The organism is Streptomyces sp. NPDC002130, assembly GCF_040296465.1.
Classification (GTDB): Bacteria; Actinomycetota; Actinomycetes; order Streptomycetales; family Streptomycetaceae; genus Streptomyces.
Map to the genome: position 1 here is coordinate 1 of NZ_JBEOXI010000240.1, position 12073 is coordinate 12073.

Consider the following 12073-nt stretch of genomic DNA (forward strand, 5'->3'; position numbering starts at 1 on the left):
CGGCGAGCTGGTCGACGCTCGGTGGGCCCAGCAGCCCCTGCGGGCCTCGGGCCGGCGGAAGGGGTGAGGGCGGGCGGGTCCGGAGGCGCGGTTCACGGTCGCCACACCACCCGGTGCTCTGCCAGATGTGCCAGGACCGCGTGGTTCGCCTCCCAGCCGTCCGGGAACTTCACCACTGTCCCCAGCTGGACCGGCTCCGTCGACGGATAGTCGTCCAGGAGGCCGGTCACGCCCGCCCGGCAGACCACGATGCAGGCATGCCGGTGGCGGGAGGCCAGGACGCAGAGGCGGCCCGTCTCCAGGTGGAAGGACGTGGCGTCGGGGCGGCCGGAGAGGGGGTGGAGGACCACCGTGACGTCGTACTCGCGGCCCTGGAGCCGGTTCGCCGTGTCCACGACCACGTCGGTGACGCCGAGGCCGGCCAGTGCCGAGCGGATCGCGGCCGCCTGGTCCCGGTGGGCCGTGCCGACGGCGATCCGGTCCGCCGTCAGGGGCGAGGGACCGGAGGAGCGCTCCGAGGTCGCCGCACCCGCCCGGTCCAGCAGGCGCCGTACGACCGTGGCCACCGCCCGGACCGCCTCCGGGTCCGTGCGCGGCGTGTGCCGGGCGGGCAGCTCCAGCAGGCCCCAGCCCGACTCGGCCGCCTCGTCGATCACCCGGTCGGGGCCCGAGCCGTCCGACGGCACACCGAAGGCCAGGGTCCGGTCGCCGGGGCCCGTGCCGCTGCGGAACGGCGTGTACGGGTAGAACGCGTCCGAGACCAGGGGCGCCGCGGAGGCCGGGAGCCGCCACGACACCGGCAGGCGGTGCTGGGGCAGGTCCGGGTTGTGCGCGAGCAGGGTCGTCACCGCCGAGGCCGACGGGTCGTACGCCAGACCCGCCCACTGCTCGCTGCCCACGATCGCGAACGGGTCGAGCTGCCCCGGGTCACCCACGAACAGCGCCCGCTCGAACAGCCCGGCCACCGCGAGCAGCGCGTCCGAGCGCATCTGGTACGCCTCGTCGACGATCGCATGCCGCCACGGCTCGTCCACCTTGACGTGCGCCCACTTCGCCGCCGTCGAGATCACCACCGCCAGTCCGGCGAGGTCGGCCGCCTTGGCCGACGTGCGTACGTTCTCCAGGTCGTCGAGCGCCTTGTCGTACGGGTCGGAGTCGCTGCTGTGCAACCGCCCCACCGGCAGCTCGGGGCTCTTCTCGGCGAGCCGCAGGACCAGGTCGTCGACCTGGGCGTTGGTCTGCGCGACCACCATCAGGGAGTGGCCCGCCTCCGCGAGCTCCAGGGCCGCGCGGACCACCAGCGTGGACTTGCCCGCGCCCGGCGGGGAGTCCACGACGACACCGCGCGCGGTGCCGTGCAGCGTGTCGTGCAGGATCGCGTCGGTGGCCTGCGCCGCGGCGGCCGAGGGGTCGAACACCGTGGTCACAGCACATCCTCCTCGGTCACCGGGTCCGCGGCCTCCAGGGCCGGCTCGCCCGGCGGCCCGCCGTGCGTCCACGGCGTCTCCTCCGGATCGGGCAGCTTCGCACCGCCCCGCTGCTCGTGCTCGAAGAGCGTGAAGCAGATCCGCTCGCCCTTCTCCGGCACCGACCCCGGCTCGGGCTCCTTGCCGCGGCCCATCTTGTCGAGGATCCGCAGGACGACGTACGCACCGTCCTCCTCGGCCGCGACGAACTCCGCCGACTGCGGCTTCCCGCCGAGCGACCGGTACACCTTCGTGCGCTCGCCGAGGTACGGCCGGTCGTCCGTGCGCACCGTGACCAGGGGGCGGGGGCTCGGCCGCTTGCCCTCGCTGTACGCCATCACGACGTCGGTGACCTCACCCGCGAACGCCTCCCCGGACAGCCGCCGACCCGCCATCACCAGCGGGTCGTCGAGGGCCTCCTGCGCCTCCAGCCGGGCCTGTTCGCGCTCACGCGTGGCGAGCTTGTTGGCCGCGGTGACCGCGTCGTCGCGGCGCGGCTGCGGGGGCTCACCGGCCAGAACACGGTCGCGGTGGCCGGTGAACGACCAGCGGTCCCGGGTCCACCGCTCCTCGACCCGCGCCCCTTCGGGCAGCTCCCGCAGCAGATCGAGGCCCCGCCATACCGCGTCCCAGGTGGGCCGGGTGCGGCTGAGCACCAGGTCGCGGATCGCCCGCTCGGCGGCGGTCAGCGCCCCGAGCCGGTCGTCGGCCTCCAGACCGTCCTCGGCCGCGGCGAGGGCGGTGCGGGCCCGGTCGTAGCGCTCGATGGCCGGGGCGAGCAGCTTGTTGTCGAACGCCGGGTCGGTGGCCGGACCCGCCGGCGGGCAGGTCAGCTGCCCCTGCGCGTCCCGCTCCAGCTCGGCCCGCAGCGCGGCCTCGGCACCGGTGCCGCCCTCCGGCGGGTCGATCCAGGCGAGCAACGCCCCCAGATGCTGGTCCTCCAGGGTGGACTGCCCGGTCACCCAGTGCCGGCCCAGGACGTCGGTCATCGCCAGCAGCAGCGAGGAGCCGGGCACCCGGGCCCGCTCCCCGAAGTGCGTCAGCCACCGCCCGAGCAGCGGCACCCGCGGCGGCGCCGGATAGGGAGCCTCCGGATCCTGCTCCAGGGTCCGCCGGAACCGCATGGAGCGCCCGAGCAGCCGCACCAGGTCGATGCCCGCCCGGCTCGGCACGATCAGCTGGGGCGCGTCCGCGCACAGATCGACCTCGACCTTGACGCGCTTGCCGGTCTCCGGGTCGGTCTCGGTGCGCTCGGCGGCCTCCACGGTCTCGGCGTAGGAGTCGACGTACGGCAGCACGACGTCGGCCAGTTCGGCCAGGAACGCAAATCTCAGGTCGCGGTCCCGGGGCTGCGGGACGGCCAGCAGACGCGGCGCGTCCCGGTCGGTGCCGACCAGCGCACCGAGCGGGGCACCGGCCTCACCGGCGGTGGTCAGCGGCACGAACACCAGCGGGCGGTCGCCGAGATGCCGGTGCCGGACGGTGGCGGCGGGCTGGGCACGGCCCGTGCTGACGGCCTCGAGACGGGCCAGGGTCGAGATCAGCGACACGCCGCCTCCAGCGCCTCGGCACGCAGGGCGGCCGCCCGCCGCAGGGCCGCCACGGCCGGGTCGTGGGGATCGCCCGCCTCGCCGCGCGCGGCCGCGAGGACGTCCTCGACGGTGGTGAGGCCGCCCAGCTCCGCCCGTACCGGACGCCCGAGCGAGGTCACCGCGCCCTCCTGGCGGGAGCGGGTCCGGCAGTGGAAGGCCAGCTCGCACGCGGACAGGCACTCGGGCGCGTAGGTCGCCGGGACCGACTCCACGGCCGCCGTCAGCTCCCCGGCGGGCAGCTCCGGCGAGAAGCAGGTGCCCTCGGGCAGCGTGTCGGCGATGTCCTCGATGCGGGTCAGCCGGGCCAGCTGGCGGGCCGTCACCGCCCGCTGCTTGCGGATGTCGACGGCGGACGCGGCCGGCAGGTTGGAGAAGTCCCGGGGGCAGACCAGCAGGACCCGGTGCCGCACACGCGGCGCGGGCACGGTCACTCCCTCGGCACCGGCGCCCCCCTCCGGCTCGACGCCGAGACGTGCGGCGCCCGCTTCCGGCTCCGCGCCCAGCCGCGCGGCGAGCTCCTCCAGCGCCAGCACGTACACCGCCGCCTGCCGGGCCGCCGCCCCGACCTTCGCCGGGTCCGCCGATCCGTCCAGCAGCGGGAAGGACTTGATCTCAACGACCGTCCAGCTGCCGTCCGGGTGCACCACCACCGCGTCCGGCTCCAGGAACGCCGGGGAGCCCGCCACGTCCAGCGCGAGCATCGGATGGTCGAGCAGCGTCCAGGCGCCGGGGTGCGCCGTGGCCTCCCGCAGCTCCAGCTCCGTACGGGCCGTACGCCCCCGGGGGCCGGTCGCCGTCAGGTCGGGCACGCGCGCGTCGACGGGCGGCTCGGCGGACCGGTCGAGCTTCTCGTGCACCAGCCGCAGCAGCTCCGCGCCGCCGTCGGCCTTGACCTTCGCCTCGAAGGCGTTGCCTCTGGTGAGCGCGAACTGCGACTGCCCGAAGGCCGACGGCGAGCCCAGCGCGCTCGCCAGCGCCGCCTTGTTCACCCCGGCGCCGTCGAGGATCGCGCGCCGCGCACAACCGGGGTTGGCGGCCAGCGCCGCCAGTGCGCGCGCGTCCAGTGCCTTCGCGGGTACGTCGGGGCCGCGCAGCTCAGCGAGCCGGTGCCGGAGCGCCGTCCCCCGCGTCCTTGGGGGAGGCACCCGGCTCGGCTCCCGCTCCGAGCCGCGACTCGCGCTGCCGTGGAATTCGCTCACCCGCGGAAGTCTGGCATCCGGCACTGACAATCGAGGAACCCGCGGCGGGAGAGGCGGCGGAGGACCCGGTGGGAGACGTGGCTTGGGAGGCGGTGGGAGAGGTCGCCGCGACCGGTGCCACCGGCCGCACGAACCGCGCCTTGACCCGGTCCGCGGTGCGCATCACGAGGGGTGCCAGCAGCAGTCCGGCGCCCATGACGGCCGCGCCCGCGACCGCGTCGAGGAAGTAGTGGTTGGCGGTGCCCATGACCACGATCGTCGTGATCAGGGGGTAGGCGACAGCGGCCGCCTTCGTCGCGCGCGTGCCGCCGTAGCGCCACAGCATCACTCCGCACCACAGGGCCCAGCCCACGTGCAGACTCGGCATCGCCGCGTACTGGTTGGTCATGTTCCCCATGCCGCGCGGTGCGCTCGCCGCGCCTCCCCACCAGCCGTAGGAGCTGAACTGGGCCATCGTGTCCACGAAACCGTGGCTCGCGTCGAGGAGCCGGGGAGGGCAGGTCGGCAGCAGGGTGAAGCCGACCAGACCTATGAGGGTGGACGTCATCAGCCAGGTGCGTGCGGCGCGGTAGCGCACGGCCCGGGAGCGGAAGAGCCACACCAGGACGGCCGGTGTGACCAGGTAGTGCAGCGACGCGTACCAGAAGTCGGCGGGTATCCCGATCCAGGCCTCGCGCGTGAAGAGACGGTTGAGCGGGTGCTCGAAGTTGAGATACAGCGCCTTCTCGAAGCGCAGGATCGTCAGACCGTTGTCGACGGCGCCGGAGACGTCGCCCCGGGCGAGGAGCCGGCCGGCCGAGTAGCACGCGTACACCAGAAGGATCAGCGGCAGCTCGGTCCACCAGCGCAACCTGGGCGTGGGGGCCGCCTCGGTGCCCGGTGTCTCGGTGTGCGGCATCCGATCGTCCTCCCCCTTCGTCATCACGCGTAACCCGTTCGGCCGTGCCACTGTACGGCGTGGGCGCACGCCCCGTGGTGCGCCTCCGGCCTTCGAAGACGCAGAGATCGCCCCCCGGGTTGCCCCCGGCGGACGTGCGCGATGATGGAGGAGTTCCCCTTGCGTTGTTCCTCCGGAAAGGTTTCCCATGGCCGCGCGCATCCTGCTGGCCCGCCACGGACAGACCGAGTGGTCCCTGTCCGGCAAGCACACGGGCAGGACCGACGTGCCACTCCTGGAGGAAGGCCGGCGCGGTGCCAAGCTGCTCGGGGAGCGCCTGCACCGGGCGCCGTTCGAGGGCCTGGCCGGTGTCGAGGTGCGTACCAGCCCGCTGGCACGCGCGCGTGAGACCTGCGAACTGGCCGGCTTCGGTGACCGCGCGCGTGCCTGGGACGCGTTGCTGGAGTGGGACTACGGGGCGTACGAGGGAATGACCCCCGCGGACATCCAGGACGTCCGGCCCGGATGGCTGATCTGGCGCGACGGCGTCCCGGGCGGCGAGTCGCTCACCGAGGTCACGGCCCGGGCCGACGAGGTGGTCTCCTGGGCCCGCTCCGAGGACCGCGACGTCCTGATCTTCGCCCACGGGCACATACTGCGTTCCATAGGCGCGCGATGGCTGGGTCTCCCGATCGACTTCGCGGCCCGGATACGGCTGAACCCGACGTCGCTGTCCGTGCTGGGCTGGGCCTACGGGGAGCCGGCGATCGAGAGCTGGAACGACGTGGGGCACCTCGGATAGGTCCCAGGCCATGCTCGGCAGGTTCTCAGGCCACGCGCGGCCGACTCGCAGGCCGTGCTCGGCCGGTTCTCAGGCCATGCGCGGTGCCGAGGCATGCCTCTCCAGGAACGCCGTCACTCCGGTGGCCCGGCGGTGTGGCCGGAGCACGCGGGCCGTCGCCGCCAGCATGGTCTGGACGCGGGACGACTGGACCTCCTCCAGCAGATCCAGCACCCGCATCCCCGCCACCGCCGCCTCGTCCGGCCGGCCACCGCGCGCGAGGTCGTCGGCCAGCTCCGCCGTGTACAGGGCGATGTTCCGGGTGAAGTGCGGATCCTGCAGCTCGGCCGCCCGGCGCGCGTGCTGGGCCGCCCGGGGCCAGTCGCCCAGCGTGGACCAGCACTGCGCCTCCAGTCCCTCCAGTTCGGCCTCCCCGTAGAAGCTCATCCACTCGGGGTCGGCGTCCGAGGGGCCCCGTTCGAAGAAGGCCTGCGCCCGGGCCAGTGCCTGCTCGCAGCCGACGCGGTCGGCGAGTCCGGCCCAGCCGCCCGCCTCGCGCAGCGCGAGCAGCGACATCAGCCGCGCCGACCCCACGGGACGGGCGACGCGCTGTGCGGCCTGGGCCGCCCGGACCGCCTCGCGCGGCCGGCCCGCGTCGCGCGCGAGGAACGCCGTGTTGCAGAAGGCGTGCGCCTCCAGTCCGGGGTCCCCGGTCATCCGGGCGGTCGCCAGGGCCTCCGCGTAGTGCGAGCGGGCGTCGTCGAAGCGCCCCGAGTCGTGGGCCAGCCAGCCCACGGAGATGGCCAGTTCACCGGCGCCCGAGAAGAGCCGGTCGGCCGTCGTCTGGCGGGTCGCGCCGGCGTCCAGCAGGGCGTAGGCGGCACGCAGCGGGGCGGCGGCGCGGCGGTAGAGGCCGTCGGCCCCGTGCCGGTCGTCGAGCAGCCGGATCCGGCGGACGGCTTCTTCCAGGGCGCCCGCGTCGCTCGCCCCGGCGCGGTGCACCCGGCGGTGCACGGGGCGCTGTGCCGCAGAGGCGTCGCGGGCTAGGCCGACAGGCCCCAGTGAGGCGGCGGCCACCGTGGCGCCTCCGCCGGTCATGAACGCGCGACGTAGCACGTCGCTCTCCTCGTAGGTGTCGTGCGGGTGGTACGGGTCGTACGGGTTCCGCGTTTCATACGGTTCGCACGCCCTGCTGGTCTCACTCGTGGCGTTCGCCCGGTTCGCGGTGCGCGGCAGGGGCGCGTCCTCGGTGTCGCGCGCCCGGCGTCCGCGTACGGACGAGCGGGGCGCGAACCCCAGGTCGGTGAGTGTGCGGCCTGGGAACATGTGCAGGAACACCCGTTCGTACGCGTAGTTGGGGCAGCGGATCTCGCCCGCTTCGACCCGGCCGATGTACCGCGCGTCACAGCTGACCTGCTCGCCGATCTCGAGCCCGGCCCGGCGGATCGCCGCGGCGAACTCGGCCGGCGAGTGCTGTCCGCGCAGCCGCCGGAAGGCGAGGTTCGGCCGTGGCGGCCGGTTGGGTTGAGACGAGGTCACCGTTGACGACGCCATGGCCGGGTCCTCCCGTGCGAACCGTCGAACCATGCCGGATGCGGGGCGACTCGTGGCGAGTTGTCCGCATGGTCCGCCCCGTGTCCGGCGAGCAAGAACGTACCTGCTGTGATGAAGTCGCCACGCTGTGTTTGGCTACAAACCGGATATCTCATCCGTGATCTGCCATGAAGTGCCATCCTTTGCGGCTGACTTCCGCCGTAGCCGTTGACGCCTCGCCGCGTTGAACCTCGCGGACCGGGAGGCCCCCTTCTCCCGACCGCTCGTCCAAGCAGGGGTTTTCGTGGTGGAGGCCGGATGGAGACCAGCCGGATCAGCGATCCTCGCACGCCGTCGGCTACACCGGCGGCCGGCTGCGATGTGGTGACGGTGCCGGCCCGGCATGGGCTGGAGGCGGTCGACATCCTGCGCCGCGGACCGGCGGACGCGGTGGGTCCCGTCCTGCACGACGACGGTGGCGACACCCTGGGCTTTCTTGTGCCGCCGGGAACGGCCGCCGCGTGGGACCTGCCGGGGAGTACCTGCACCGAGACCGACGGACGCGGACCGGCCCTGGCGCCCGGGGCTCCCGTCGCGGGCTCGGACTGGCTGCTGCCGCCCGGCGAGGCGGACCTCGCGACCGATCCCGCGGCGCTGCGCGACGCCCTGGGCGAGGCTGCCCGGATGATCAGGGCGGCGGACAGCTGCCGCTGAGGCCCCCTCGCCCCCGGGGCGTACGTCCCGCTCAGCGGCCCACCCCGATAATGACCCCATGGGAAAGTCCAAGGGCGGCCGGCGCAGACAGGCCGGTGCGGAGGCCGTCGTCGAGAGCGTCGACGGCGGGCTCGCCGAGCTCATCCCCGACCGCGAGCGGGCCCGGGCCTGGACGTTGGTGATCGACGGGGCCCCGCAGTCGCACGTCGACCTGGACGACCCGGCGTACCTGTCCTTCGAGTACCAGCGCCGCCTCGGCCATGTGATCGACCTCGTCGCCCCGCCCGGACGGCCCCTGCACGCCGTGCACCTCGGCGGCGGGGCCCTCACCCTCGCCCGCTATGTCGCCGCCACCCGGCCCCGGTCCACCCAGCAGGTCGTCGAACGCGACGGCGCCCTCGTCCAACTGGTCCGCCGCGAGCTGCCCTTGGATCCGAACGCGCGCATACGGGTGCGCTCCGCCGACGCCCGCGTGGGCCTCGCCAAGGTGCCGGACGGCTGGGCCGACCTCGTGATCACCGACGTGTTCAGCGGGGCCCGGACACCGGCCCACCTGACCTCGACCGAGTTCCTCGACGACGTGCGCAGGGCGCTCAGGCCCGGCGGTGTCTACGCCGCCAACCTCGCCGACGGGCCGCCGCTCGCCCATCTGCGCGGCCAGATCGCCACCGCCGCCGCCCGCTTCGAGCAGCTCGCACTGGTCGCGGATCCTGCGGTGCTGCGCGGCAAGCGCTTCGGCAACGCAGTCCTGGTCGCCTCCGACCACCCGCTGCCCGTCGCCGAGCTGACCCGCCTCGCCGCCTCCGACCCGCACCCCGCCCGGGTCGAACACGGCAGGACCCTCACCGACTTCACCGGCGGGGCCGCGCCCGTCACGGACCTCGCGGCGGTGGCGTCACCGGCGCCGCCCGCGTCGGTGTTCAAGTGACCGACCACGGCGCTCAGCAGGCGCGCTGACCGGCCGCCGCGCTCACCGGGCGCATACGCCGCCCAAGGGCACTCAGTAGGTCCCGATCTCCACCCGCGGTGGCCCGTCGTGCCAGGTGCAGAACACCGACACCCGGTCCGCGCCCGAGGAGAACTCCACGCGGATCCACGACTCCGTCTTCCACACCTGCATCGACCAGCCCGCCCCGGGCGTCGCCGAGACCAGCGAGGCGGACGTCTTCCCGAGGTCGAAGACCGCCCGGCCGCCGTCGGTGTCGTAGCTCCTGACCCGGCCGGAGGCGGCGGGGGCGGCGGTGCCGGCCGACGGCGTGGGGGAGGGGCTCGGTCGGCCGGCCGCGGGGGGCGTGCTCGGCTGCCGCCGCTTGGGCGCAGGCGTTCGCTCCGGCGGCGTGGCCGACGCCTTCGGCTCCCGCGTGGACGACGCGTCGGCGGCCTTGATGGGCAGGGCACGCGGCGGGTCGTAGGCCGTGCCCGCCATCACCGTGTGGACACCCCACCACGACAGCGTGACCGCCGCGCCCGTGGCGAGCAGCCAGGCCAGTACGTGTACGAGTCCTCTGCGCATCGCGGGCCATACTGCCTCACGCGCCCCACACGTGGCCCGCAAACGGCGTCCCGCGGGGGTCGGTTGTCCCCAGCCGGGGAGTTGTCCACAGCCCCGCACCCGGCTGTTCGAGATGGCGTACGGTGCGGCGCATGGCAAGTGTGCTCGTGGTCGAGGACGACCAGTTCGTACGCTCGGCGCTGATCCGCCACCTGACCGACGCCTCGCACACCGTGCGCAGTGTCGGGACGGCACTGGAGGCGCTGCGCGAGGTCGCCCATGTCCGCTTCGACGTGGTGATCCTTGATCTCGGACTGCCCGATCTCGACGGGTCCGAGGCCCTGAAGATGCTGCGCGGGATCACGGACGTGCCGGTGATCGTCGCCACCGCCCGGGACGACGAGACGGAGATCGTCCGGCTGCTGAACGCCGGGGCGGACGACTACCTGACCAAGCCCTTCTCGGTGGAGCACCTCTCGGCCCGCATGGCGGCCGTGCTGCGCCGCGCCCGCTCCGGCGCCGCGGAAGGGGAGCCGTCCCCCGCGATCAGGGTCGGCGGCCTGACCGTCGACCCGCTGCGCCGTCAGGCCGAGCTGGACGGCGCGCGACTCGACCTCACCCGCCGCGAGTTCGACCTGCTCGCCTTCCTGGCCCGCCGGCCCGGCGTCGTCGTCTCCCGCAGGGAACTGCTCGCCGAGGTGTGGCAGCAGTCCTACGGTGACGACCAGACCATCGACGTCCATCTGTCCTGGCTGCGCAGGAAGTTGGGCGAGACGGCGGCCGACCCGCGCTATCTGCACACCCTTCGGGGCGTCGGCGTGAAGCTCGAACCACCGGGGGCGCCGCGATGAGGTGGGCCCTGGTCAAGGTGTCGCTGGCGGTGACCACCATGGTCGTGGTCGCCTTCGCGGTGCCGCTGGGACTCGTCATCCGCGAGATGGCCCGCGATCGCGCCTTCTCCAACGCCGAGCGGGAGGCCGCCGCCGTCGCCCCGGCCCTGTCCATCACCACCGACCGCGATCAGCTCGAACGGGTCGTCGCCTCCGCCGGTGCCGACGCCGGGATGGCCGTGCACCTCCCGGCGGGCGACGGCCAGGAGGCCCTCGAGCTGGGGCGGCGGCGCGCCGCCGACGAGGACATCGCGGCCGTGCGCAAGCTGGGCCGCGCCTCCACCACCGGCGTCCCCGGCGGCTCGACGCTGCTCCAGCCGGTCGCGCTCAGCACCGGCAAGATCGCGGTCGTCGAGGTGTACGTGCCGGAGTCCGACGTCACCAACGGCGTGGGCACGGCCTGGGCCGTGCTCGCCGCGGTCGGGGTGGCGCTGATCCTCGGCTCGGTCGCGGTCGCCGACCGGCTGGGCGTCCGCATGGTCCGGCCCGCGCGGCGCCTGGTCGAGGGGGCGCACGACCTGGGGGAGGGCCGGCTCGGCGCGCGCGTGCCCGAGGAGGGCCCGAGCGAGCTGCGGCTGGCGGCGGTCGCGTTCAACTCGATGGCCGACCAGGTCGTCCAGCTCCTGGCGAACGAGCGGGAGCTGGCGGCCGACCTGTCCCACCGGCTGCGGACGCCCCTGACCGTGCTGCGCCTCAACACGGCCTCACTCGGCGAGGGGCCGGCCGCCGACCAGACCCGGACCGCGGTCGAGCAGCTGGAGCGCGAGGTCGACACCATCATCCGTACGGCCCGGGAGGCCAAGCCGCAGACGGCCGCGGCCGGTCCGGGCGCGGGGTGCGACGCGGCCGAGGTGGTCCGGGAGCGGATGGCGTTCTGGTCGGCGCTCGCGGAGGACGAGGGCAGAAAGTGGCGGGTGGCCGGGGCCGACCGGCCGGTGCGCATACCCGTGGCCCGCGCCGACCTGGCCGCCGCGCTCGACGCGCTGCTCGGGAACGTCTTCCGGCACACCGCGGAGGGCACCGCCTTCGCGGTCGACGTGCACAACGGTGAGGACGCGGTGATCGTCCTCGTCTCCGACGCGGGCCCGGGCATAGCCGACCCCGAGACGGCGATGGCGCGGGGCCGCGGCTCGGGGAGCGACGGCTCGACGGGGCTCGGCCTGGACATCGTGCGCCGGCTCGCGGAGTCCACCGGCGGGGACGTGCGGATCGGCTCCTCGGTGCTCGGCGGGACCGAGGTGCGGATCTGGATCCAGCTGGACGGCCGCGCCCCGGGCGGCAGTGGGCACCGCCAGATACGGCGGCGCCGCCCCGGCAGGCTCGCTGCTGTGTACAACCGCTCCCGGTCCCGCTGAGCGCCTGCGACCTCGCGTCTTCACGGGACGGTCACGTTTCGACAAATGAAGGCGACGGCTCTTGACGCGTGACCGGACATACGGCTGTTATTGCGCCACCGTGTTCGGTCAAGTTGGCTTCTGGTCGATTGCGACTGGATTTCACGCCACACCCTCATGGCCGAACCCTGCCTT

The 12073-nt window shown here is 74.2% G+C and carries 11 protein-coding genes; 5 read left to right on the forward strand and 6 right to left on the reverse strand.

Annotated features, from left to right (window positions below; genetic code table 11):
- Positions 1-92: 92 nt before the first annotated feature.
- The 4 genes from ABT116_RS32965 to ABT116_RS32980 are packed head-to-tail and all read right to left on the reverse strand — an operon-like array spanning position 93 to position 5155.
- Positions 93-1427: an AAA domain-containing protein gene (locus tag ABT116_RS32965; protein ID WP_351641276.1), complete on the reverse strand. Its 1335-nt coding sequence runs from the start codon at positions 1425-1427 to the stop codon at positions 93-95.
- The gene (locus tag ABT116_RS32970; protein WP_351641277.1) at positions 1424-3016 is read right to left on the reverse strand and encodes an amino acid adenylation domain-containing protein; all 1593 of its coding nucleotides are present in this window, start codon (positions 3014-3016) and stop codon (positions 1424-1426) included. The genes ABT116_RS32965 and ABT116_RS32970 overlap by 4 nt, the downstream gene beginning before the upstream one ends.
- Entirely contained in the window at positions 3007-4203 is a 1197-nt protein-coding gene (locus ABT116_RS32975; RefSeq protein WP_351641279.1) for a hypothetical protein, read from the reverse strand. Before ABT116_RS32975 ends, ABT116_RS32970 begins: the two co-directional genes overlap by 10 nt.
- Positions 4154-5155 (reverse strand): phosphatase PAP2 family protein, encoded by a 1002-nt coding sequence (locus ABT116_RS32980; RefSeq protein ID WP_351641281.1) that lies wholly within the window; start codon positions 5153-5155, stop codon positions 4154-4156. Before ABT116_RS32980 ends, ABT116_RS32975 begins: the two co-directional genes overlap by 50 nt.
- A gap of 187 nt (positions 5156-5342) precedes the next feature.
- Between ABT116_RS32980 and ABT116_RS32985 the strand changes: the two genes are divergently transcribed.
- Positions 5343-5936 carry a histidine phosphatase family protein gene (locus ABT116_RS32985; RefSeq protein WP_351641282.1) on the forward strand — a complete coding sequence of 198 codons (594 nt, stop codon included), beginning with the start codon at positions 5343-5345 and terminating at the stop codon, positions 5934-5936.
- 69 nt (positions 5937-6005) lie between these two features.
- Here the strand turns inward: ABT116_RS32985 and ABT116_RS32990 are convergent, their stop codons facing one another.
- Positions 6006-7469, reverse strand: a complete 1464-nt coding sequence (locus ABT116_RS32990) for an NsdA family TPR-like regulatory protein (protein WP_351641284.1) — start codon at positions 7467-7469, stop codon at positions 6006-6008.
- 297 nt (positions 7470-7766) lie between these two features.
- Here ABT116_RS32990 and ABT116_RS32995 point away from each other — a divergent pair, with 297 nt between their 5' ends.
- Together ABT116_RS32995 and ABT116_RS33000 are read left to right on the forward strand one after the other, a co-directional pair.
- Positions 7767-8162, forward strand: a complete 396-nt coding sequence (locus ABT116_RS32995) for a hypothetical protein (protein WP_351641286.1) — start codon at positions 7767-7769, stop codon at positions 8160-8162.
- 58 nt (positions 8163-8220) lie between these two features.
- Positions 8221-9090, forward strand: a complete 870-nt coding sequence (locus ABT116_RS33000) for a spermidine synthase (protein ID WP_351641288.1) — start codon at positions 8221-8223, stop codon at positions 9088-9090.
- A gap of 72 nt (positions 9091-9162) precedes the next feature.
- On the opposite strand, the gene ABT116_RS33005 is transcribed toward ABT116_RS33000, so the two are convergent.
- Complete coding sequence (locus ABT116_RS33005) at positions 9163-9675, reverse strand: hypothetical protein (RefSeq protein WP_351641290.1); 513 nt, start codon at positions 9673-9675, stop codon at positions 9163-9165.
- A gap of 131 nt (positions 9676-9806) precedes the next feature.
- On the opposite strand from ABT116_RS33005, the gene ABT116_RS33010 reads away from it, so the two are divergent.
- Together ABT116_RS33010 and ABT116_RS33015 are read left to right on the forward strand one after the other, a co-directional pair.
- The gene (locus tag ABT116_RS33010) at positions 9807-10505 is read left to right on the forward strand and encodes a response regulator transcription factor (protein WP_351641292.1); all 699 of its coding nucleotides are present in this window, start codon (positions 9807-9809) and stop codon (positions 10503-10505) included.
- Positions 10502-11899, forward strand: a complete 1398-nt coding sequence (locus ABT116_RS33015; protein WP_351641294.1) for a sensor histidine kinase — start codon at positions 10502-10504, stop codon at positions 11897-11899. Before ABT116_RS33010 ends, ABT116_RS33015 begins: the two co-directional genes overlap by 4 nt.
- Positions 11900-12073: the final 174 nt, after the last annotated feature.